Source organism: Qipengyuania nanhaisediminis, from assembly GCF_900115585.1.
Classification (GTDB): Bacteria; Pseudomonadota; Alphaproteobacteria; order Sphingomonadales; family Sphingomonadaceae; genus Qipengyuania; species Qipengyuania nanhaisediminis.
On the sequence record NZ_FOWZ01000001.1, the window covers coordinates 957111 to 975494 of the forward strand.

Below are 18384 nucleotides of genomic sequence, written 5' to 3' on the forward strand. Positions count from 1 at the left end.
GCAGGGCTGAACCGTCGGCTGCAGGAGCGATTCTGCGGCAGGCGCGCATGGGAGAGCCTGTGCGGGGGACACCCGCCCGGCGCCGAAGGAGCAACCGCCCCGGAAACTCTCAGGCCAAGGGACCGTGCGCTGCCATCGACACTCTGGAAAGCGTTTGTCGCAGCCGCGGCAGACCACCGAAGGGGTACGCGTGCTCATTTGCGCGCCAGTCTCTCAGGTTTCCCGACAGAGGGGGCATGGGTTGTTTCAGCGCCGTTCGCGGCGCTTCCATGCTTGCCACCAAGGGATGCGTCTTGAGCGATAATACCGACACACCGCAGGAAATCGAACAGCTGCCGCTGGATGCCTGGCATCGCCGCAAGGGCGCCCGCATGGTGCCGTTCGCGGGCTATGAAATGCCGATCCAGTACTCGGCGGAATCGGGCGGCGGGATCGTTGCCGAGCATGAATGGACGCGCAGCCAGGCGGGCCTGTTCGATGTCAGCCATATGGGCCAGCTGATGCTGACCGGCGACAACGTCGCGGCGGAGCTCGAAAAACTGCTGCCCGGCGCGATCACCACGCTGAAGCCCGGCAAGGTGCGCTATTCGTTGCTTATCGACGAGGACGGCGGCATTCTAGATGACCTCATGGTCACCAATGCCACGCCGTGGATCGAGGCCGACGAAGAAGCTGGCACCGAAGGGCATTGGGGCGATCCGGCCTACTACCTGGTCGTCAACGGCGCGATGAAGTGGGACGATATCGCCCACCTTCGCGAGCACCTGCCCGACGAAATCACGCTGACCCACATGGACGAGCACGCGCTGGTCGCCCTGCAAGGTCCCAACGCTGCCACCGCGCTCAACCGCGTCATGCGCAACACGATCGAAGACATGATCTTCATGGAAAGCGTGGTCCACGACTTCGGCGAATGGCCGCTGCGCATCACACGCGCGGGCTATACCGGCGAAGACGGCTTCGAAATCTCGGTTCCCGCCGAATTCGCCGAGAGCCTGTGCGATCGCTTGTGTGCCGAAATCGAGGTTCGCCCCTGCGGCCTGGGCGCGCGCGACAGCCTGCGCCTCGAAGCCGGCCTGCCGCTCTATGGCCATGACATCACGACCGAAACCGATCCCGTCTCGGCCGATCTCGGCTTTGCGCTGACCAAGCGTCGCCGCGAGGAAGGCGGCTGGATGGGCTATGAAAAAGTGATGGACGTTTTCAACTCCGGCGCCGCACGCAAGCGCGTCGGCCTGACCTTCGAAGGGCGCCTGCCCGCCCGCGAAGGGGCCAAGGTTTTCGACGGCGATACCGAAATCGGCCGCATCACCAGCGGCGGCTTTTCGCCTTCGCTCGGACACCCGATTGCGATGGGATACCTTGAAAAAAGCCACATCGAACCGGGAACCGAGGTCGAGGTCGAGGTTCGTAACAAGAGACTGCCCGCGAAGGTCACGACCATGCCCTTCGTCCCCCACCGCTATCACAGAGGGAAGTGAGACAGATGGCCCGTTATTTCACCGAAGAACACGAATGGATCGACCTGGAAGGAGACACCGCCACGGTCGGCATCACCGATTACGCGCAGGGTCAGCTTGGCGACATCGTGTTCGTCGAACTGCCCGAAAGCGGCACCATGCTGGAAAAGGGCAAGGACGCTGCCGTGGTCGAAAGCGTCAAGGCCGCGAGCGACGTCTACGCGCCCATCAGCGGTGAAGTGACGGAAGCCAATTCCGCGCTCGAAGACGATCCGGCGCTGGTCAACACCTCGCCCGAGGAAGACGGGTGGTTCTTCCGCATGACCGTTTCCGACAAGTCCCAGCTCGAAGGGCTGATGGACGACAAGGCCTACAAGAGCTTCTGCGACGAGCTTTGATCTAAACGCCCGACCGGGCGCCAGGGGTTATTCAATGCGTTATCTGCCGCTTACCGAAGCCGATCGTTCGGCGATGCTTGAGACGATCGGTGCGCCCGATGTGGACGCGCTGTTTTCCGACGTGCCCGAAGAGGCGCGGCTGACCGGCCCGATCGAGGGCCTGCCCATGCACGCCAGCGAAATGGCGGTCGAAAAGCACATGCGGCGGCTGTCGAAGAAGAACCTTGCGGCTTCCGATGCAGCGTTTTTCCTCGGGGCAGGGGCGTACAAGCACCACGTCCCGGCCAGCGTCGATCATATCATCCAGCGCGGCGAATTCCTTACCGCCTACACGCCCTACCAGCCGGAAATCGCGCAGGGCACGCTGCAGATGCTGTTCGAGTTCCAGACGCAGGTCGCGCGGCTCTATGGCTGTCATGTGGCCAATGCCTCGATGTACGACGGCTCGACTGCCTGCTGGGAAGCGGTTGCCATGGCCAGCCGGATCGCGCGCGGCAAGAAGCGCAAGGTCGTGCTCTCGGGCGCCTTGCATCCCCATTACGCCGAGGTCGTGAAGACCATGGCGAAGTTCACCGAAGACGAGATCGCTCATGCGAGTCCCGCCTTGCAGGCACAGCCCGACAATGACGGGCTGATCGCACGGATCGACGACGACACCAGCTGCGTGGTCGTCCAGTACCCCGACATCCTCGGCCGCGTGACCGACCTGCAGCCGATCGCCGATGCGGCGCACGAGAAGGGCGCGCTGCTGATCGTCGTCAACACGGAGCCGGTGGCTCTGGGCGCAATCAGGTCGCCCGGCGAAATGGGCGCGGACATCGTGGTGGGTGAAGGGCAGTCGCTCGGCGTCGGCCTCCAGTTCGGCGGCCCGTATCTCGGCCTCTTCGCCGTCACCAGCCCGAAGCACGTGCGCCAGATGCCGGGTCGCCTGTGCGGTGAGACCGTCGACGCGGAAGGCAAGCGCGGTTTCGTCCTGACGCTGTCGACGCGCGAACAGCATATCCGCCGTGAGAAAGCGACGTCGAATATCTGCACCAATTCAGGTCTCTGTGCTCTGGCATTCAGCGTGCACATGACGCTGCTGGGCGAGAAGGGCCTGCGCCGCTTGGCGATGGAGAACCACTGCCTCGCCTGTCACGCCGCCGACCGGCTCGCAAAGGTGCCGGGCGTGAGCGTCCTCAACGACAGTTTCTTCAACGAATTCACGATCCGGCTCGGCACCGATGCGCGCGCAGTCGTGCGCACTCTGGCAGAGCGGGATATCCTCGCCGGCGTATCGCTCGGCCGGCTATTCCCGAACAATGCCGAGCTTGCCGATGGCCTGCTGGTCGCGGTCACCGAAACCACCACCGAGGAGGACATCGAGACCCTTGCCTCCGCACTCGAGGAGGTGCTGTCATGAGCGCGCCGAACCAGTCCGGCTGGAAGCCCGGCACCCCGGTAGAAGATCACAACGCGATGAGCGGACCCGACACCGTCACCGGCAACCGCGCGCTGATGCTTGAGGAGCCGCTGCTGTTCGAGATCGGTCATGTCGAGACGACCGGCGTGGACCTGCCTGAACCTTCGGGCGCGACAACGCGTCTCGGAGGCATGGACCGCGCAGAGGCGATCGGCCTGCCGGGCCTGTCCGAGCCTGAGGCGGTGCGCCACTACACGCGACTGTCGCGCCAGAATTACGGCATCGATCTCGGCTTCTTTCCGCTGGGCAGTTGCACGATGAAGCATAACCCGCGCCTCAACGAGAAGGTCGCGCGGATGCCCGGCTTCGCCGATGTCCATCCGCTGCAGCCGGTCCAGACCGTGCGCGGTGCGCTGGAAGTCATCAACGAGCTGGCTCACTGGCTTATCGCACTCACCGGCATGCACGGCGTTGCGATGAGCCCGAAGGCGGGCGCGCATGGTGAATTGTGCGGGATCCTCTGCATCCGCGCCGCCCTCGAAGCACGCGGCGATGCCCGCAAGGTCGTGCTGGTCCCCGAAAGCGCGCACGGCACGAACCCGGCGACCGCTGCCTTTGCCGGCTACGAGGTCGAGGATATTCCCGCCACGCCCGAAGGCCGCGTTGATCTCGAAGCGCTCAAGGCGCGCCTTGGTCCGGATGTGGCCGCGGTGATGATCACCAATCCCAATACCTGCGGCCTGTTCGAGCGCGACATGAAGGCGATCTCGGACGCGGTGCACGCAGCGGGTGGCTTCGTCTATTGCGACGGCGCGAACTTCAACGCCATTGTCGGCAAGGTCCGCCCTGGCGACCTTGGCGTCGATGCGATGCATATCAACCTGCACAAGACATTCTCGACCCCGCATGGCGGCGGTGGACCCGGTTCCGGCCCGGTCGTGCTGTCGGAAGCGCTCGCGCCGTATGGCCCGCTTCCCTACGTGGTTCGCGGCAAGGATGGCGAGGTGCACCTCGTGGAAGAAGAAAACGCGGACCAGTACGGACACACGCAATCCTTCGGCCGCATGACCGCGTTCCATGGCCAGATGGGCATGTTCAGCCGTGCGCTGACCTATATGCTCAGCCACGGTGCGGACGGGCTGAAGCAGGTGGCCGAGGACGCCGTGCTGAATGCCAATTACGTGCTGCGCAGTCTCGACGACGTGCTCGATGCGCCCTTCGGGCCGAGTGGGCCGTGCATGCACGAGGCGCTGTTCTCCGACGCCGGTTTTGCCGAGGACATCTCGACGCTCGATCTCGCCAAGGGGCTGATCGACGAAGGCTATCACCCGATGACCATGTACTTCCCGCTGGTGGTGCATGGCGCGATGCTGATCGAGCCGACCGAGACCGAGAGCAAGGCTGCGCTCGACCAGTTCATCGCCGCGCTGCGCAGCGTGGCGGAACGGGCGAAGGCCGGGGATGCGACGCTCAAGACCGCGCCGCACTACGCGCCGCGCCGCCGCCTCGATGAAACGCTCGCCGCACGCAAGCCCGTGCTGGCGTATGAGGAGCCGGTGGCGCCTTCAGGCCAGCCGACGATGAGCGAGCAGGGCGGGCGTTGATCGCCGAGCGGCGGTCATGAAGATCGTCTTCAGCCGCAAGGGCTTCGACAGCGCGGCAGGCGGCGGTGCCTCGCCGATTGTGGACGGTGTGCCCGTGAGCCTGCCGATTCCCGCCGGCGTGGCTTCGAACACGAGCTATGGCGCGCTCGGGCTGGGCGAACACGCGCAGGCAGCCAGCCGGGGCAAGCTCGGCGAGGCGGACCTGTGCCACCACGATCCGATGTTCACGGGCGACGGCAACTGCATCTTCGGACAGGTCGGCGCGGCGCAGACGCATCTCGCCAATCAGGGTGTCGGCGTGGGCGATATCTTCCTGTTTTTCGGCCTGTTCCGCGAAGAGGCGAGCGGCGAGCCCCATCACCGCATCTTCGGCTGGATGGAGGTGGAGCGCATGGTTCACCTCGCCAGCTGCAGCGAAGAGGAGCGCGATGAATTCCGCGCTCATCACCATCCGCACGTGCTCGCCATGCACGGCAGCAACGACTGCCTCTATGTCGGCCCGGGTGGCACAGCCAACCGCGCCTCACCCGCATTGCGGCTCACGGTCGAGGAAGGGCCGCCATCGCTGTGGAACCGGCCCTCCTGGCTAAAGCGCGGCGGGCTGACCTATCACGACCGCGCGGACCGCTGGCTTCGCGGACGCAGGCTGAAAAGCGTCGCGCGTGGCCAGCAATTCGTCGCCGACATCGGTCGCCGCAAAGCCCCGCGCGAATGGCTCGCGGAGGTGCTGGAAGACCTCAGAGCGTCTTGATCACCGAGGAGAAATCGAGGCCGCCGTGTTCCTTGGCGAGTTCCTCGTAGATCTCCGCCGCTTTCGCGCCGAGCACGGTGGTCGCATCCACATCCTTCGCCGCATCCATCGCCAGGCGCAGGTCCTTCAGCATCAGCGCCGTGGCGAAGCCGCCCTTGTAATCATTGTCCGCCGGGCTTTCGACGCCCACGCCGGGCATCGGCGTATATGCGTTGAGCGACCAGCAATAGCCGGAGGACTGCGAGCTGATCTCGTAGAACTTCTGCGGGTCGAGACCGAGCTTTTCGGCCATCTTCATCGCTTCGGCGGTGCCGATCATCGAGATGGCGAGCAGCATGTTGTTGCAGATCTTGGCCGTCTGTCCCGCGCCTGCATCGCCTGCGTGGATCACGGCCTTGCCCATCGCCTGAAGCACCTCTTCGGCGCGCCCGAATGCCTTGTCGGTCCCGCCGACCATGAAGGTGAGCGTGCCGCCGTTGGCCGCCGCGATCCCGCCCGAAACAGGGGCGTCGACCATGTCGTATCCGGCAGCTTCGGCCTTGGCGATCACCTCCTTGGCGGTGGCGACGTCGATAGTCGAGCAATCGAGCAGGACTGCGCCTTCGGGTGCCTTTCCGATCACGCTGCCTTCGTAGACCGATTTCACGATCCCGCCATTGGGGAGCATGGTCACGACACCGTCGACACCCTGCACGGCTTCGGTTGCGTCGGTGAAGGTCGCGCAGCCATTGTCCCTGGCCGTCGCCAGCGCCTCTTCCGATAGGTCGAAGGCGTTCACCTCATGCCCCGCCTTCACGAGGTTCGCGGCCATCCCGCCGCCCATATTGCCGAGGCCGATGAAGGCGATTTTCATGATCTCTCTCCGTCTACCCGGTCTTCGCCGGGCTTCGATTGGGTGACAAAGGCGACAGTGTGTCGCCCTTGCGATTAGATTCCATGCATCTGATTTTTAAAAGTTATTCACCGGAATCCGAAGTTTACACTGTGCGCCCGCTTTTCTGGGGCGACGAACTTTCGTTGAAAGCGCACCTATCGCCAGCGCAGTCTTGTAGGAAAGGGCGTTGGCTTAACGCCCCTTCCACTTGCCTTCGCGCTTTTCGACGAAGGCGGCCATGCCTTCCTTCTTGTCCTCGCTCGCGGTGAGGATCTGGAAGATACGGCGCTCGATGATCAGGCCCTGGTCGAGGCTGGTTTCAAAAGCGGCGTTGACCATTTCCTTGTTCGCGATGGCAGCCATGGGCGGCATCGAAGCGATCTGCGCGGCGGTGTTCATCGCATCGTCGAGCAATTCGTCATGCGGCACCACGCGCGCGACAAGATTGCTGCGTTCGGCTTCCTCGGCGCCCATCATGCGGCCCGTCAGGCACATTTCCATCGCCTTCGACTTGCCGATGGCCTTGGTCAGGCGCTGCGATCCGCCCATGCCGGGGGCAACGCCCAGCTTGATTTCGGGCTGGCCGAACTTCGCGTTCTCGCTGGCGATGATGAAGTCGGCCATCATGGCCAGCTCGCACCCGCCGCCAAGCGCAAAGCCGTTCACCGCGGCAATCCACGGCTTGCGGGTCTTCTTCACGATCTCGCTGGTCCAGGGCGAGAAGAAATCTTCGAGATAGAAGTCGGCAGCCGCCTTCTCGCTCATTTCCTTGATGTCGGCACCTGCGGCAAAGGCCTTGTCGCCCGAACCGGTGAGCACGGCGCACAGCTGGCTGCTGTCGGCCTGGTAGGCGGCAAACGCATCGGTTAACTCTTCCAGCACCTTACTGTTCAGCGCATTCAGCGCCTTGGGGCGGTTGAGCGTGATCAGCGTGACCGCATCACGCTGTTCGACGGTGATGGTCTCGTAACTCATAGGGGTTTCCATTCTTCGTCTGCGGGAAGCGGGGCGAAGATGCTTTCGAGCAGTTCCTCGCTCACGCCCTCGGGCGTTGCCGGATCCCATTTGGGGTCATTGGTCTTGTCCACGATGACCGCGCGCACGCCCTCGGCAAAGTCGGGGCGGGTCAGCACGCGGCTGGCGATGCGGTATTCCATCGCCATGTTGTCGGCGAAACTGTCGAGCTCGCGGCTGGTCGCCAGCTGGCGCAGCGCGACCTTGCAAGTCTGCGGGCTCTTGGTGCCCAGCGTGTCGCGTTCCTTGGCCGCCCATTCGTCACCATCATCGGCCGCCTTTTCGAGGCTGGCGAGAATGTCTTCATAGCGATCGGAGGCGAAGTGCTTCGCGATCTTGTCGGCATTGCCCTCGATCCGTGCCTTGGGCGGGGTGCCGACCGGTTCGGAGAGGATACCGCGAATTCGGTCGGGCTTGTCGATGATGCGCGCCTTGACCTCGGGGATCATCTCGCTCGGCACGTAATGGGTGGCGATACCGGCCCAGAGGCATTCCGCCCCGTCGAGCCGTGCGCCGGTCAGCGCAAGGAATTCGCCCAGCCGCCCGCCAAGACGCGAGAGGTGCCAGCCGCCGCCCACGTCCGGAAACAGGCCGATGCCGGTTTCGGGCATGGCGAAGCGGGTGTTCTCGGTCGCGACGCGGTAGGTGCAGGGCAGGGCAATGCCCACGCCGCCGCCCATGGTGATGCCGTCCATGAAGGCCACGATGGGCTTTCCATAGGTCATCATCTGGTGGTTGAGCTGGTACTCGTCGTGGAAGAACTTGCGGCCGCTCTTACCCTCGTCATTGAGGGCGGAATGGCGCAGCAGGTTGATATCGCCGCCCGCGCAGAAACCGCGCCCCTCGGAATGATCGAGGATGACCGCTTCGATGGCGTCGTCATTCGCCCACTCGGTAAGCGCCGCGCTCATCGCGTGGCACATGTCGAGCGTCAGCGCGTGCAGCGCCTTCGGGCGGTTGAGGCTGATATGGCCGACGCGGCCATGGGTATGGATAAGAATGTCGTCAGTCATGTCGGTGCTCACTGGCGCAGGAGGTCACGGCCCACGATCATGCGCATGATCTGGTTCGTGCCTTCGAGGATCGAGTGGACGCGCAGGTCGCGCCAGAACCGCTCGATCGGGTATTCCTTCAAATAGCCATAGCCGCCGAACAGCTGCAGCGCGTCGTTGACGATCTTGCTGCCATTGTCGGTCGCAAGGCGCTTGGCCATGGCGGAAAAGCGCGACTTATCGGGCGCGTTGTCGGTCACCTTGGCGGCCGCGAGATAGAGCAGCGCGCGCGAGGCCTCGAGGTCGGTCGCCATGTCGGCCAGCATGAACTGCGTGTTCTGGAAGTCGGCAATCGGCGTCTCGAACTGCTTGCGGTCCTTGGTGTAGGCCACGGCCTCGTCGAGGCAGCGCTGCGCACCGCCGAGCGAGCAGGCCCCGATGTTGAGGCGTCCGCCGTCGAGGCCCATCATCGCGAAACGGAAGCCTTCGCCTTCGTCGCCCACGCGGTTGGCCACGGGTATGCGCGCATCTTCGAAGATGACCTGCGCGGTGGGCGAGGCATTCCAGCCGAGCTTCTTTTCCGGCTTGCCGAAGGATACGCCGGGCGTGTCCTTGTCGATCACCAGGCAGGTAATGCCCTTGGTCTTATGGTCGGAGGTGCGCACCATGGTGACGTAGACGTCGTTGACGCCGCCGCCCGAGATGAACTGCTTGGTGCCGTTCAAAACGTAATGGTCGCCATCCAGCACGGCGCTCGTCTTCAGGCCCGCCGCGTCGGAGCCACTGCCCGGTTCGGTCAGGCAGTAGCTGGCGATCTTTTCCATGCTGACGAGGTCGGGAAGGTAGCGGTCCTTCACGTCCTGCGACCCGAACTGGTCGATCATCCAGCTCGCCATATTGTGGATCGAGATGAAGGCGCTGGTGGTCGGGCAGCCATAGGCCATGGCTTCCATGATCAGCGCGGCTTCGAGGCGTCCGAGGCCGATGCCGCCGCTCTCTTCGGAGACGTAGATCGCGCCGAAGCCGAGTTCGGCAGTGCTCTTGATCACATCGCGCGGGAAGTGGCTCTTTTCGTCCCATTCGCCGGCGAAGGGCGTGATGTTGTCGGCGGTGAAGCGCTGCGCCATTTCCTGGATCGCGAGCTGCTCTTCGGTAAGCTGGAATTGTCCTGTCATGGGGGCGCTCTAAACCTCTCGCGGGGGCAAGGGAAGGGGTGGGCGGCCTCAGCCTCTAACGATTGCTTCCGCCTCGATTTCGACTTTCCATTCCTTGCGGCAAAGCCATGCGCAGCCGACCATCGTTGCGGCCGGTTTGGCATCGCCGAAAAAGCGCGCGTGGACTTCGCCGACGGCGGCCTGATCGTCGAAATCGGTGAGGAACATGCGGGTGCGCACGACATCCGCAGCCGAGCCGCCGAGTTGCTCGATTGCCCGGACGATCAGTGTAAAGCAGCGCGCGGCCTGTGCGGCGGCATCGCCTTGGGTGCTCGACCCGTCATCCTCGATCGGACCGGTGCCTGCGACCACGATGCGATCGCCGTCCCTTACCGCGCGGCAGAAGCCGAATTGCTCCTCGAACGGCGAACCCGAGGATGCCCGCTGCCGCTGGCTCATCCGCAGGTGACCGCGGTGATCTTCATGTCGCGATCATAGCGCACGTTCACCCGGTCTTCGCGGTAATCCATCGTCCAGGCGGATTCCGGCGGGCCCCAGCGCAGGGTCCGCGCGCCGCTTTCTGCAAGGATTGCCGCGCCCATGTCCGAAGTCGCCTCGTGCCCGACATGATACTGCACGGGTGCAGCATCGCAGGTGCCGGCGCTTGCGGCGGGAGCATCAGCCCCCTCATAGGCGGTGGCGCAGGCTGCCAGCGGCAGGGCGGCACAAATCGCAAGAACAGCTTTCATCGTCACTCTCCTTCGGTTTCGCACTTCGTATAGCTGAGAGGTTCCTCGAGCGCATCTTCGCCAGATTCTGAGCGCGTGAGCGTCGCGCCGCCTTCCGACAGGCGCCACTCGATATCGCGGGTCCATTCCTGGCCTTCGCCGGTAAAGGCGAAGCGGGCGCGGATCATGCCGGTGTCCTGCTCCTCGATCTCGTCCACGACGGCGCGCGATTCGTAGAATTCGATCCGCTCTGCGTCGATGGTGATGAGGCCCTTGGCATCGCCCCGGGTCGAGGTGCAGTCGGCCGGAACGAGTCCCCAGCGCCCATGCAGAGCCTCCGGTATGGCCGTGCCGAGAAGTTCAGGCAACGGAGTGGCCCCGTCACCGATGCCGCCATCGGGCTCGACCGGCATCATGGTCTCTTCCGGCTCCGGCCCGTCTTCGACCGGCTCTGTGCAGGCTGAGACGAGAACGAGAGAGGCGAGGGCGGCAATGCTGGAGGTGATACGCATAGGTTTACTCCGGGCAACGACGGTACTGGACGACCTGCATCGTCCCGTCGCCGTCATCGAGATTGATAGCGAGCGTCCCGTCACTCTGCAGCGCGAAATCTCGCCGCTCGCTCGTCGGGGTGTCGGCATAGGTGGTGTCGAAAGTGGCATCGATCATGGTGTCGGTGCGATTATGCACTTCCATGATCCGGCCACTCATTTCGAAATAGACGTAGCCGGTGTCGCGCACCGTGATGAGGCGATCCCAGTCGACTGTTCCGCGCAGGCGCGGATCGCATTCTTCCGCATCGGGCGCGCGCCCGAGGATGTCCTTGTGCCAGATGCCGTGCATTTCCTGCGGCATTGTCTTGGCGAAGCTCGTTGGTTGAGGTTCGGCTTCGGCGGCCTGTGGTGAAGGGGCCGATTGCGTTTCCACTGCCTCGGAAGGACTAGTGATGGGCTGCGAAGGCTCGTCGTCTGCGCTCCCGCAAGCTGCGAGCGACAGAGGGCAAAGAAGGAGGGCGAGGCGTCGGGGTGAAATCATTGTCATTCCTCCCCAACGCATCGCCCGCTTTCCTTATCCCATCGTCGGGATAACGAAGGCGTTGGAGCCGTCACCGCCGCCGTCGGGCCAGCGCTGGGTGACCTTCTTCGCCTTGGTCCAGAATTTCAGGCCTTCCATGCCGTACTGGTCGATGTCGCCGAAGCCCGAGCGCTTCCAGCCGCCGAAGCTGTGGTAGCTGACCGGCACCGGGATAGGCACGTTGATGCCGACCATGCCGACGTTCACGCGGCTGGCGAATTCGCGCGCGGCGTGGCCGTTGCGGGTGAAGATGGCGACGCCGTTGCCGTACTGGTGCTCGCTCGGCAGGCGTACCGCGTCCTCGAAATCCCTGGCGCGCACGATCTGGAGGACGGGGCCGAAGATCTCTTCCTTGTAGCTTTCCATGTCGGGCGTGACGCGGTCGAGCAGCGTCGGGCCGACGAAGAAGCCGTCCTCGTGACCCTGCAGGCTGAAGCCGCGGCCGTCGATGACGACTTCGGCGCCTTCCTTTTCGGCCGTGTCGATCCACCCTTCGACGCGTGCTTTGTGCTCCGGCGTGACGACTGGGCCGTAATGCGCCTCGGGATCGTTGGAGACGCCGACGCGCAGGGCGTTGATAGCGGGGATCAGCTTTTCGCGTAGGCGATCCGCTGTGTCTTCGCCCACGGGGACGACTACGGGCAGAGCCATGCAGCGTTCGCCTGCCGAGCCGAAGGCGGCCCCGGCGAGATCGTTCACCACCTGGTCGAGATCGGCATCAGGCATGACGATGCCGTGGTTCTTCGCGCCGCCGAACGCCTGCACGCGCTTCGCATTCGCCGTGCCGCGCGAATAGATATACTGCGCGATATCGGAGGAGCCGACGAAGCTGATTGCCGGAATGTCGGGGTGGTCGAGGATCGCGTCGACCATTTCCTTATCGCCGTGGACGACCTGCAACAGGCCCTCGGGCGCGCCAGCTTCCACGAACAGTTCGGCGAGGCGCACCGGCACGCTCGGATCGCGCTCGGAGGGCTTCAGGATGAAGGCGTTGCCGGCAGCGATCGCCATGCCGAACATCCACATCGGGATCATGGCTGGGAAGTTGAACGGGGTGATGCCCGCACCGATGCCGAGCGGCTGGCGCATCGAATAGACATCGATGCCGGGGCCTGCGCCCTGCGTGTATTCGCCCTTTAGTGCCTGCGGGATGCCGCAAGCGAACTCGATGACTTCGAGGCCGCGCTGCACGTCGCCATGTGCATCCTCGACGACCTTGCCGTGTTCGCTGGAAAGCAGCTCGGCCAATTCCTGCTTGTTCGCTTCGACAAGACGCTTGAACTCGAACATCACGCGCGCGCGGCGCTGCGGATTGGTCGCCGCCCATTCGGGCTGGACCTTCTTGGCTTCGTCCACGGCCTTCTGCAGCAGGGCTGCATCGCCCAGGGCCACTTCGGCCTGGACTTCGCCCGTGGACGGGTTCCAGATCTGGTGCTTGCGGGTGGCGGAACCGGTGGCTCCACCGGCGATGAAATGGTCAACCTGACGCATGGGGGAATCCTCTCTTTTCTTGCCAACGGCTGTGGCAAGCGGATGCTCCGAAATCAACCGGTTTCAGATGAAACCTTTGCCTTTCGGGACTATCCGACCGCCGCCATCATCTGTGCGCACAGGATCGCGCCATAGGTGCCAAGCGCATAGCCGAGCACTGCAAGCAGCACACCGACCGGGGCCAGTGCCGGATGGAACGCGGCCGCCACGACGGGCGCCGAAGCGGCACCGCCCACATTCGCCTTGCTGCCTACCGCAACGAAGAAGAACGGCGCCCTGATCAGCTTTGCCACGACTAGCAGCAGGATGACGTGGAAGAGCATCCAGATCAGGCCCACGGCCATAAAGCCGGGCGCATCGCCCAACTGCGTGACGTCCATCTTGGTGCCGATGATCGCCACCAGCAGGAAGATGAAGAGCGTGCCGAACTTGCTCGCGCCGACGCCTTCCAAATTGCGCGCGCGGGTGAAGCTGGCGGCAAGGCCGAGCGTGGTCGCCACCACGACGACCCAGAAGAAACTGCTCGCCAGCGTTGCCTCCTCGCCCTGCCATTCGGCGAAGAACCCGCCCAGCATGGTGCCTGCAAGGTGGCACAGGCCGACCACAGCCAGGGTTGCTCCGAACAGCAGGACGTAATCGTTTGCTGTCGCCACGCGCTCTACCGAGCTGGTGTAATCGGCCATCTTGTCGCGCAGCCGGTCTATGGCGCTGCTGTCCGCGCCAAGCCAACCGTCGACCTTCTCGCTTGCGCCTGCACCGTAGAGCAGGAAGATCATCCAGATATTCGCGACGATGATGTCGACCGCGATGAGCGCGGAGTATTTCTCGATATTATAGCCATAGACTTCCAGCATCGCGGTCTGGTTGGCCCCGCCGCCGATCCAGCTGCCCGCGAGAGTGGCAAGGCCGCGCCATGCCGCGTCCTGTCCGGTGCCGATGATCGACGGATCGAATTGCGCGACGATATAGAGCGCGAGGGGGCCGCCGATCACGATGCCCAGAGTCGCGGTCAGGAACATGATGATCGCCTTGCTGCCAAGGCCAAGGATACCCTTCAGATCGATGCTGAGCGTCATCAGGAACAGCGCAGCGGGCAGGAAAAAGTCCTTCGCTACAGTCCAGAGGTTGCTCTCGCTCACATCAATGAGCCCGAATGTGACCATCAGCGAGGGCACGAGGTAACAGACGAGGATGATCGGCACGAAGGTATAGAACTTCTGCCATCCGGGCCGATCGCGCGTTACGAATACGAAGGCGAGCACCAGGCCCAGGAGGCCAAGGATGATGCGGTCGTCGGTAATCACGTGAAATCTCTCCCGGAAGGGGCTGTATCAGCCGGCAGCGAAAGTGCCGGTTTCGAAGAAATGGGCGATCTTCTTGCGCTGGGGGAGGATGTCGAAGCCTTTGTCCGCCAGCCAATCATCGTCGAAAATCGTGTCTGCATAGCGCGCGCCGTCATCGCACAGGATCGAGACGATCGAACCCTTGAGGCCGCGCTCCGCCATGTCGGCGGCAATCTTGGCGCAGGCCCAGACATTGGTGCCGGTCGATCCGCCGCAGGGCCGCCCGAGCCGTTCGCTCACCTCGTGCGCGGCGGCGATGGAGCAGGCGTCGGGCACGGCTTCCATGGCATCGACCACGTCCGGCAGGAAGCTGGGCTCCACCCGCTGGCGCCCGATCCCTTCGATGCAGCCCGAGGGGTGGTCGACGCGTTCGACCGACCGGTCGGCCCAATGGCGGTGGAAGACCGAGCCTTCGGGATCGGCGACGCAGACCTTGGTGTCGTGGCGATTGTAGCGGGCGAAGCGGCCAATGGTGGCGGACGTCCCGCCGGTCCCCGCTCCGCATACGATCCAGCGCGGCACCGGATGCGGCTCGCGCTGCATCTGGGCGAAGATCGATTCCGCGATGTTGTTGTTGCTGCGCCAGTCCGTCGCCCGCTCGGCGAAGGTGAACTGGTCGATGTAATGGCCCTTCAGATCATCGGCGAGCGCCTGCGCCGCGTCATACATCTCGCCGGGATTATCGACGAAGTGGCATTTGCCGCCGTAGAAGGCGATGGCATCGATTTTCGCCTGCGCCGTCGTCTTGGGCACGACGGCGATGAAGGGGAGGCCCAGCATTCGCGCGAAATAGGCTTCGGACACAGCGGTCGACCCGCTCGATGCCTCGACGATGGCCGTGCCCTCGCAGATCCAGCCATTGCACAGGCCGTACAGGAACAGCGAGCGTGCGAGCCGGTGCTTCAGGCTGCCGGTAGGGTGGCTGGATTCGTCCTTGAGATAGATGGCGATGTCGGGAAGTGCGGGGACGGGCAGGGGGATGAGATGCGTGTCCGCGGACCGATTGAAATCGGCCTCGATCCGCCCGATCGCCCAGTTCACCCATTCGCGCCTCGTCGTCATCCGGCCCTTCTATAGTCTTGGCCGCGAAGGTGAAGCCGCCGCCCCGGGTTTTCCGCCGCTCACCGAATCGATTGACCGCAAGCCGCAGCCCATGGCAAGCGCCGCTCCACCAGGCGGGTGTAGCTCAATGGTAGAGCAGCAGCTTCCCAAGCTGACGACGAGGGTTCGATTCCCTTCACCCGCTCCAGCGAATTTATTTCGGCGGCATGCGGATCGCGCCGTCCAAGCGGAACTGGTGGCCGTTGATGTAGCTGTTGCGGGCGATCTCGACGACCAGAGAGGCGAATTCCTCCGGATGGCCGAGCCGTTTGGGGAAGGGGACGCTGGCGTTGAGCTGGTCCCACATCTGCGGGTTGCGATCCTTCATCCCCAGCATCAGCGGGGTCGCGAAAATGCCCGGCATGACCGAGTTTACGCGAATTCCGAGGTCCATCAGGTCGCGGGCCATCGGCAGCACCAGCCCGTTCACGCCCGCCTTGCAGCTGCCGTAAATCACCTGGCCGATCTGCCCGTCCTGTGCGGCGACACTTGCGGTCAGGGTGATGGCGCCGCGCTCTCCGTCTTCGTTGAGCGGCTCGCTATTGGCCATGCCGAGAGCGGAATGGCTGGCGATGCGGTAGGATGAGACGAGAATGCCCTCCGCGCCGAATGCATAGTCCTCGGTGGAAAGGCGCTTGTAGCCGCCACTTTCCTTGTCCCAGCCCAGCGTCTTGCCCCGACGGCTGGTCATGGCGCAATGGACCGTGACACGCTCCTGTCCGTGGGCCGCACGGGCGGACGCGAACCCGTCGACCACCGATTGTTCATCGGTGATGTCGACCCGCGTGAAATGCCCGCCGATTTCGCTCGCGTGCGCTTCGCCCGCTTCCTCGTTCACGTCGAAGATCGTCACCTTGAGCCCGGCCTCGGCCAGCGCGCTCGCGCTCGCCTTGCCGAGACCCGACGCGCCGCCCGTGACGACTGCTGCCATTCCCGCTTTCAGTTCCATGCCTACCTCCCTGCTGTCATTTGGTTTTCACGCTGCTATCGCATGGCGAGGCCTCCGGGCCAATGGAGAGAAGAATGACCACCCAGATGCAGCGCCGCCAGTTCCTGTCCACGACCGCAACCGCCTTCGGTGCCCTGACGCTGAGCGGGTGCATGACGCGCGGGGCGGATTTGACGGATGCGGGATACGGCCCGCTGGTCCATGATCCGAATGGCTTGCTCGACCTGCCCGAAGGTTTCTCCTACCGCCTGCTGTCCAGCCTTGGCGATGCGATGAGCGATGGTGGGACGGTGCCGAACAAGGCCGACGGGATGGGCTGCCTGCCGCTGCCCGGCGGAGAGATCGCGCTGGTGCGCAATCATGAACTCAAGCAAGCCGACGAGCCCGGCGGGGCGATCGCCGACGGGTACGACCGGATAGCGGGGGGTGCGGTGCTGCCGGGTGGTACGACCACGCTGGTGCTCGATGCGGCAACGCTGGAAAAGAAGCGCGAATATCGCTCGCTGGCCGGGACCATCCGCAATTGCTCAGGCGGGGTGACCCCGTGGGGCAGCTGGCTGACCTGCGAGGAACATGTCACCAAAGCGGACGATATCGGGCCGGAGAAGCTGGGACGCGACCATGGCTGGGTTTTCGAAATCCCGGCCGATGCCGAAGGGCAGGTCGACCCCGTGCCGCTGAAAGCAATGGGCAGGTTCAACCACGAGGCCGCCTGCGTCGACCCGGAAACCGGCATCGTCTACCTGACCGAAGACCGCGACGATTCCGTGCTCTACCGCTTCATCCCCAAGGTCTGCGGCAAACTGGCCGAAGGCGGCAGGCTGGAGGCGATGGTGATCGACGCCATGCCCGACACCCGCAACCACGATGCGCCCCTGATGCCGGTCGGGAAAAGCTATCCGGTGCGCTGGATCGCACTGGACGATGTTGAGGCTCCCGAAGACGATTTGCGTGAACGCGCGGCGGCGCAGGGGGCATCGATCATCGCACGCGGCGAAGGTATCCACATGGGCCCGGACGAGCTTTACGTGTGCTCGACCAGCGGTGGGGCGGCAAAATATGGCCAGGTGTTCAAGCTGGTGCCCGGACGCGGTGCCGGTCCCGACCGCTTCGAGCTTTTCTTCGAAAGCGAAAATGCGGCGCAGTTCAATTACGGCGATAACCTCACGGTCGGCCCGAACGGTCACCTGATCGTGTGCGAGGACCAGTACACGCCGATCGTCGACAACCGGCTCATCGGCATCACGCCCGCTGGCGAGCCCTATGCCTTCGGCCGCCTGCGCATGCAGACCGAACTGGCAGGCGGGTGCTTCTCGCCCGACGGGAAATGGTTCTTCGTCAATGCCTATGCGCCGACGCGCACGATCGCGATTACCGGTCCGTGGAAGGTGTGACGCCGCTTTAAATGAGCGCGCTGCTGTTCGCCCTTGTCGCGGCTTTCGCGCTTTCGATCGGCGCGCGCGACCAGCTGCTGATCGCGGATCTGCGCGCCCGGCTGGGCCCGTCGCCCGGCCTTATTGCGACGGTAGTGGCTGTGGCGGCGGCAACTGGGGCACTGGCCGGCTGGGCCGGCGGCAGGTTCGCCGCCTTGCTGTCGGTCAATACAGCGCAGATGTTCGTCGCGCTGGCGCTGTTGCTCGCGGCGGTCGAACTCGCGTGGCCCAATCGCGGCAAGCCGCCTGCGGAACCGACCCGTTCGCTCTTCGCCATCGGGGTCGCTCTGGCATTACGCCAGCTCACCGATGCCGCGCGCTTTGTGGTCTTCGCGATTGGTGCGGCGCTCGCCTTCCCGCAGATGGCAGCGCTCGGCGGCGCTTTGGGTGGAGCGGCGGCGATTGCGACCGGCTATGTGCTTGGCGAAAGGCTGCGCTTGCTGCCCCATCGCGCGGTTCGACTGGGTTTGGCGGCCATCATCTTCATCGGCGCGATAATAATCGGATTTTCCGTTCGTCTTGCGTGATAAGGATCGTTTATTCCGATCTCTGCAACAGCCAAAGACCATGAAACCCTTTGTCCGTCCTCCCGTTGGTCGAGTGTACAGTTCATAAT

Annotated in this window: 19 protein-coding genes, 1 tRNA gene and 2 riboswitches; of the genes, 8 read left to right on the forward strand and 12 right to left on the reverse strand. The window is 64.1% G+C overall.

Annotated features, from left to right (window positions below; genetic code table 11):
• The first annotated feature begins 38 nt into the window (after positions 1 to 38).
• A riboswitch (glycine riboswitch) is annotated at positions 39 to 135 on the forward strand.
• Positions 136 to 239: riboswitch (glycine riboswitch) on the forward strand.
• A gap of 54 nt (positions 240 to 293) precedes the next feature.
• Genes gcvT through BM173_RS04885 form a run of 5 tightly spaced genes read left to right on the forward strand, consistent with a single transcriptional unit; the run spans position 294 to position 5615 of the window.
• A complete protein-coding gene (gene gcvT / locus BM173_RS04865; protein ID WP_245755756.1) occupies positions 294 to 1481 on the forward strand; it encodes a glycine cleavage system aminomethyltransferase GcvT in 1188 nt (395 codons plus the stop codon).
• 5 nt (positions 1482 to 1486) lie between these two features.
• Positions 1487 to 1858 carry a glycine cleavage system protein GcvH gene (gcvH, locus tag BM173_RS04870; protein WP_090477853.1) on the forward strand — a complete coding sequence of 124 codons (372 nt, stop codon included), beginning with the start codon at positions 1487 to 1489 and terminating at the stop codon, positions 1856 to 1858.
• 34 nt (positions 1859 to 1892) lie between these two features.
• Positions 1893 to 3260 carry an aminomethyl-transferring glycine dehydrogenase subunit GcvPA gene (gene gcvPA, locus BM173_RS04875; RefSeq protein WP_090477854.1) on the forward strand — a complete coding sequence of 456 codons (1368 nt, stop codon included), beginning with the start codon at positions 1893 to 1895 and terminating at the stop codon, positions 3258 to 3260.
• Entirely contained in the window at positions 3257 to 4864 is a 1608-nt protein-coding gene (gene gcvPB / locus BM173_RS04880) for an aminomethyl-transferring glycine dehydrogenase subunit GcvPB (protein WP_090477857.1), read from the forward strand. Before gcvPA ends, gcvPB begins: the two co-directional genes overlap by 4 nt.
• Before the next feature lie 16 nt (positions 4865 to 4880).
• Positions 4881 to 5615, forward strand: a complete 735-nt coding sequence (locus BM173_RS04885) for an Nmad3 family putative nucleotide modification protein (protein WP_090477859.1) — start codon at positions 4881 to 4883, stop codon at positions 5613 to 5615.
• Here BM173_RS04885 and mmsB read toward each other — a convergent pair.
• From mmsB to BM173_RS04940, 11 genes are all read right to left on the reverse strand, one after another.
• Positions 5602 to 6468: a 3-hydroxyisobutyrate dehydrogenase gene (mmsB, locus tag BM173_RS04890; protein WP_090477862.1), complete on the reverse strand. Its 867-nt coding sequence runs from the start codon at positions 6466 to 6468 to the stop codon at positions 5602 to 5604. The two genes, BM173_RS04885 and mmsB, sit on opposite strands and share 14 nt — an antisense overlap.
• Before the next feature lie 213 nt (positions 6469 to 6681).
• Positions 6682 to 7464: an enoyl-CoA hydratase-related protein gene (locus BM173_RS04895; RefSeq protein WP_090477865.1), complete on the reverse strand. Its 783-nt coding sequence runs from the start codon at positions 7462 to 7464 to the stop codon at positions 6682 to 6684.
• Positions 7461 to 8516: an enoyl-CoA hydratase/isomerase family protein gene (locus BM173_RS04900; protein ID WP_090478532.1), complete on the reverse strand. Its 1056-nt coding sequence runs from the start codon at positions 8514 to 8516 to the stop codon at positions 7461 to 7463. Before BM173_RS04900 ends, BM173_RS04895 begins: the two co-directional genes overlap by 4 nt.
• An 8-nt stretch (positions 8517 to 8524) precedes the next feature.
• The gene (locus tag BM173_RS04905) at positions 8525 to 9670 is read right to left on the reverse strand and encodes an acyl-CoA dehydrogenase family protein (protein ID WP_090477869.1); all 1146 of its coding nucleotides are present in this window, start codon (positions 9668 to 9670) and stop codon (positions 8525 to 8527) included.
• A 48-nt stretch (positions 9671 to 9718) separates the two neighbouring features.
• Positions 9719 to 10108 carry a RidA family protein gene (locus BM173_RS04910; RefSeq protein WP_090477872.1) on the reverse strand — a complete coding sequence of 130 codons (390 nt, stop codon included), beginning with the start codon at positions 10106 to 10108 and terminating at the stop codon, positions 9719 to 9721.
• Complete coding sequence (locus BM173_RS04915) at positions 10105 to 10398, reverse strand: I78 family peptidase inhibitor (RefSeq protein WP_090477874.1); 294 nt, start codon at positions 10396 to 10398, stop codon at positions 10105 to 10107. The genes BM173_RS04910 and BM173_RS04915 overlap by 4 nt, the downstream gene beginning before the upstream one ends.
• A 2-nt stretch (positions 10399 to 10400) precedes the next feature.
• Positions 10401 to 10889 (reverse strand): hypothetical protein, encoded by a 489-nt coding sequence (locus tag BM173_RS04920; RefSeq protein WP_218152626.1) that lies wholly within the window; start codon positions 10887 to 10889, stop codon positions 10401 to 10403.
• A gap of 4 nt (positions 10890 to 10893) precedes the next feature.
• A complete protein-coding gene (locus tag BM173_RS04925; protein WP_143089570.1) occupies positions 10894 to 11412 on the reverse strand; it encodes a hypothetical protein in 519 nt (172 codons plus the stop codon).
• Positions 11413 to 11445: 33 nt separating this feature from the next.
• Complete coding sequence (locus tag BM173_RS04930; RefSeq protein WP_090477879.1) at positions 11446 to 12942, reverse strand: CoA-acylating methylmalonate-semialdehyde dehydrogenase; 1497 nt, start codon at positions 12940 to 12942, stop codon at positions 11446 to 11448.
• Between the two features lie 89 nt (positions 12943 to 13031).
• Positions 13032 to 14246 (reverse strand): DUF819 family protein, encoded by a 1215-nt coding sequence (locus tag BM173_RS04935; RefSeq protein ID WP_090477881.1) that lies wholly within the window; start codon positions 14244 to 14246, stop codon positions 13032 to 13034.
• Between the two features lie 27 nt (positions 14247 to 14273).
• Positions 14274 to 15347, reverse strand: coding sequence for a PLP-dependent cysteine synthase family protein (locus BM173_RS04940; RefSeq protein WP_090477884.1), 1074 nt, complete (start codon positions 15345 to 15347; stop codon positions 14274 to 14276).
• A 113-nt stretch (positions 15348 to 15460) separates the two neighbouring features.
• On the opposite strand from BM173_RS04940, the gene BM173_RS04945 reads away from it, so the two are divergent.
• Positions 15461 to 15534: transfer RNA gene (locus BM173_RS04945), tRNA-Gly, on the forward strand.
• A 6-nt stretch (positions 15535 to 15540) separates the two neighbouring features.
• On the opposite strand, the gene BM173_RS04950 is transcribed toward BM173_RS04945, so the two are convergent.
• Positions 15541 to 16335, reverse strand: coding sequence for an SDR family oxidoreductase (locus BM173_RS04950; protein ID WP_090477887.1), 795 nt, complete (start codon positions 16333 to 16335; stop codon positions 15541 to 15543).
• Positions 16336 to 16409: 74 nt separating this feature from the next.
• Here BM173_RS04950 and BM173_RS04955 point away from each other — a divergent pair, with 74 nt between their 5' ends.
• Both BM173_RS04955 and BM173_RS04960 read left to right on the forward strand, forming a co-directional pair.
• The gene (locus tag BM173_RS04955) at positions 16410 to 17729 is read left to right on the forward strand and encodes an alkaline phosphatase PhoX (RefSeq protein WP_245755757.1); all 1320 of its coding nucleotides are present in this window, start codon (positions 16410 to 16412) and stop codon (positions 17727 to 17729) included.
• Between the two features lie 11 nt (positions 17730 to 17740).
• A complete protein-coding gene (locus tag BM173_RS04960; protein ID WP_090477891.1) occupies positions 17741 to 18295 on the forward strand; it encodes a hypothetical protein in 555 nt (184 codons plus the stop codon).
• Positions 18296 to 18384: the final 89 nt, after the last annotated feature.